Genomic DNA, 223 nt, shown 5'->3' with positions numbered 1-223 from the left:
TTATATGCATGATGTATTTGAATTAAAAGCAGAACAGTTTGACCATGTTATTAAAATGGGTCGTACACATTTACAAGATGCGGTGCCAATTCGTCTTGGACAAGAGTTTAAAGCATACTCTCGTGTACTTGAACGTGATATGAAACGAATTCAACAATCGCGTCAACATTTATATGAAGTAAATATGGGGGCAACTGCAGTTGGTACAGGCTTAAATGCAGAT

At 36.8% G+C, this 223-nt stretch carries 1 protein-coding gene; it reads left to right on the top strand.

Going from position 1 to position 223, the window contains the following annotated elements:
• Window positions 1-223 (top strand): lyase family protein (locus tag HMPREF2590_RS23645; protein ID WP_256325176.1); only part of this gene is annotated, 223 nt, incomplete at both ends.

Source organism: Bacillus sp. HMSC036E02 (assembly GCF_001836235.1).
Taxonomy (GTDB): domain Bacteria; phylum Bacillota; class Bacilli; order Bacillales; family Bacillaceae_G; genus Bacillus_A; species Bacillus_A cereus.
Note: the sequence above shows the minus strand (reverse complement) of the source record. Positions and strands in the feature narration are given on the sequence as shown.